At 32.4% G+C, this 3,080-nt stretch carries 4 protein-coding genes; 1 reads left to right on the forward strand and 3 read right to left on the reverse strand.

Annotated features, from left to right (window positions below):
• Nucleotides 1-317: 317 nt before the first annotated feature.
• Both AB671_RS20640 and AB671_RS20645 read right to left on the reverse strand, forming a co-directional pair.
• The gene (locus AB671_RS20640) at nt 318-860 is read right to left on the reverse strand and encodes a hypothetical protein (protein ID WP_066681573.1); all 543 of its coding nucleotides are present in this window, start codon (nt 858-860) and stop codon (nt 318-320) included.
• Nucleotides 861-876: 16 nt separating this feature from the next.
• Nucleotides 877-1,557, reverse strand: coding sequence for a DUF11 domain-containing protein (locus tag AB671_RS20645; protein ID WP_066681575.1), 681 nt, complete (start codon nt 1,555-1,557; stop codon nt 877-879).
• A gap of 301 nt (nt 1,558-1,858) precedes the next feature.
• On the opposite strand from AB671_RS20645, the gene AB671_RS23095 reads away from it, so the two are divergent.
• On the forward strand, nt 1,859-1,984 hold the full coding sequence (locus AB671_RS23095; RefSeq protein WP_410492669.1) for an IS3 family transposase: 126 nt from the start codon (nt 1,859-1,861) through the stop codon (nt 1,982-1,984).
• Nucleotides 1,985-2,079: 95 nt separating this feature from the next.
• Here AB671_RS23095 and AB671_RS20655 read toward each other — a convergent pair whose 3' ends face one another.
• Nucleotides 2,080-2,835 (reverse strand): response regulator transcription factor, encoded by a 756-nt coding sequence (locus AB671_RS20655; protein ID WP_066681580.1) that lies wholly within the window; start codon nt 2,833-2,835, stop codon nt 2,080-2,082.
• Between the last annotated feature and the right edge of the window lie 245 nt (nt 2,836-3,080).

Here is a 3,080-nt window from a genome sequence, read left to right on the forward strand (position 1 = left end):
ACCGGATAAAACTAACCAGCGGATGTTCAGGTTTTGGTAATGCAAACATCACATGAAACTCAGATAAAGACCTGAATTTATGTATCTTGTTTTGTTTACTTCTCATTTATTAACATCTTTTTAAATGTTATATCCGACAAAAATAATGAATTAATTACCAAGATACTTCTCCAGTTCCAGCGTTATATTCTTCACTGATGAACCTTCTAGTCGTACCGCCTGCCAAATGTACACACCGATTCTTGTTTGGTACACAAGAAAAATCCGCCTCATTTGTGAGGCGGATGACTAATATTTTTATATTATTAACTTGTCAATTAGGGAGCCCAGAATGACCATCTTGAGCCATTATAGACTGCAAGTCTTTTAGACCCTGCTTTGTTTACATAAACCATCATTCCGGCAGAAGGGCTTGGAATATTATTTACATCACTGACCATTGGCAAAACCATAGCCTTAGTAGCTGATTCCAATACCAGAACCCCATTCGCTGGAGAAGTATCTGAACCGATAATCACTCTAGCACCAGGAATCTCGAATATAGTTGGTTGTGTAGACAAAGCAAAAGTTACATCACCATTCTGTCTGCTTAAATCGATCCAAGAGCTTCCATTATAATATTTTACTCTGGATTGTGCGGGATTAACTGCATCAAGCAGTAATGTACCTTCGGAAGGTAAAGCAGGAAGTGTTCTTACATATGGCAATACAATACCTTTATTACCACTATTGGCAAACTCTAACAATACTGAAGTTTTATTAGCTGCCGTTCCTACTTCATCTCCAATAACAATTTGGGAAAATGCAGAAGTGTAAAATAAGGAAAAACCTACTATTATGAATATATTTATTATTTTCATTTTTTATATTTTTTAATTATGGACAAGCTGGAGTTGAAAAACATTTCCATGCTCCATCTGAGTATATTTTAAGACATTTTACAGTCGTATCAAAAACCAACATCCCTTCTTGTGGATTGACTATATTTCCTAAATTGGCGGTTGAAATTCGCGTGATAACGAACCCTTGATTATTGGATTCTAAGACTGTATGTGCAGATTTTATATTCATTGGCCAATTACCATTTTCTATACCGGCTCTCTTTAGAACAGTAATTCCATGTTTTGTGTCTATTCCCGCTGCTGTATTAGTAACGGTATTGAAACATGCAGACTGCACATTAACATCAGTTGCTGAGTTATTAAGAGTATTGGTATCTGTAATATTGGAAGGAACAGAGACTGTAACAGTATTTGATAAATTTCCAGTATAAGTTATGGGTATTGTCAAAACAACGGTATATGTTATAGTACCTCCTACCGGCAATGAAACGACATCATTAATTGCACCAGTCTGTGAACCCGTAATAGAAGTTGTTGCGTTTCCGGCTACAGCAACAGTATAGGTGATATTGGCTGATGGAATACCAGGTGGTACAGGATCTGATACTGTGGCTCCCTGCACACCAAATGGTCCGTTATTACCCACAACAATAGTATAGGTTGTTGTGGTTTCCGGAATATATATTGATGTTGCATCTGTTTTAGTAACATACAAATCTGTGCTGAATGTAATAGGTGCATTAACACAGTGAGCACCATCATTTGCGTTACTAGCAGGAGATGCCGAAATCAGCGTTCTTTGTCCTGTTGATAAATTAAAGCTGAAGAATTAATTTTTCATAGCGACAGAGGTCTGCAATATGCAAGCAGAAAATTTGCAAATACTTTGGAATTTTTTGCCGTTACAAGAAGTATGAGCCGCAGAGGAAACTGTTGGGATAATGCAATAGCAGAGAGTTTTTTCATCTTTGAAAACGGAACTCATTTATGGCAACAAGCTCATCACAAAAGAAAAAATGGAGCTGGAAATCTTCGAATACATCGAAGTCTGGTACAACAAAAAAAGACGCCACAGCTCCCTGAATTATCAAACAATAGAAGAATTTAACAATAAAAACAAAATTTATAAAAATGCTGCTTAACTAATACTTGAAATTTTATTTGCATATCCAAAATCTGCTTAGCAGTAATGATTAGATAGTATTTGACCGTTTTTACATGAGAATTTCCCAAGATACTAAAGCAAGTTATTTGCTCGTATATATGATAATGCTTCGGTAATATTATTAACTCCTATTTTTTCGAACAATTTACTTCGATGAAATTTTATTGTGTTTGGAGATATAAAAAGTCGTTCTGCGATCTCATCGATTTTTAGCCCCTGAAGATAGAGTCTGATAATTTCAATTTCTCTTGTTTTTAAAATGATCTTGGGTTCTTCATACCATTTATCTATAATATGATTAAATCTCCAACAAATTTGATAATCATTAGATTGCACACAGATATTTCCTGAATTTCGATTTATTGAATATGACACGACGCAAATTACTTTAGCAATATCACCGTTTTCACAAATCTCAACCGGACTCATTTTATGATTTATCAATACATTATTTTTATTGATATCTAACATCTGAAAATCATATGAAATAGTATATGCTTTTTTTTCATCATTTGACAGACACTCGAAAAATTTAAACCCTGAACTATTAACTTTTTTTAATATTTCAAGACCATCCTTTGTAGTATATCTCCTATAGTAATTATAGCCTAACTTTTCAATATCATCACATGCTAAACCAGAAAAAAAAGCTGAGTTTCCTGAAAGTATTTCAATTTTTTCAGTGATGAAATCCATAATATATACACATCCATAAGTCATTCTTGCTAAAGCCTTAAGTTCTTCTAAAAAATTTTTAGCGGTGCTTACTTCTGATTTTGATACTGGAAAAAAATTATCATAATGAAGTGAATTAGAATATTTTTTCATCTATATTTATCATAAATTATTGCGCCTTAAAACTACACAAAAATCTGACAATATTAAATTTTTATTAATTTAATATTAGTATTCGATTAATATAGACGTAAAACAATCTTATAAAATGAGTATTTTAAAATAAATTATCTAAACTTGAAAAAGTTTAAAATCATCTTATTTTAAATTTTAAATTGTTGAAAATTATTCCAAAAAATAAGTTTAATTAAAAAAATTAAGACACTAATAAGAAAGAG

It is taken from the genome of Chryseobacterium sp. BGARF1, assembly GCF_001677955.1.
Taxonomy (GTDB): domain Bacteria; phylum Bacteroidota; class Bacteroidia; order Flavobacteriales; family Weeksellaceae; genus Chryseobacterium.

What these genes read in the sequence shown, in the direction of transcription:
- AB671_RS20655 (WP_066681580.1), bottom strand. Translation starts at nt 2,835, where the DNA reads ATGAAAAAATATTCTAATTCACTTCATTATGATAATTTTTTTCCAGTA.
- AB671_RS23095 (WP_410492669.1), top strand. Translation starts at nt 1,859, where the DNA reads ATGGAGCTGGAAATCTTCGAATACATCGAAGTCTGGTACAACAAAAAA.
- AB671_RS20640 (WP_066681573.1), bottom strand. Translation starts at nt 860, where the DNA reads ATGAAAATAATAAATATATTCATAATAGTAGGTTTTTCCTTATTTTAC.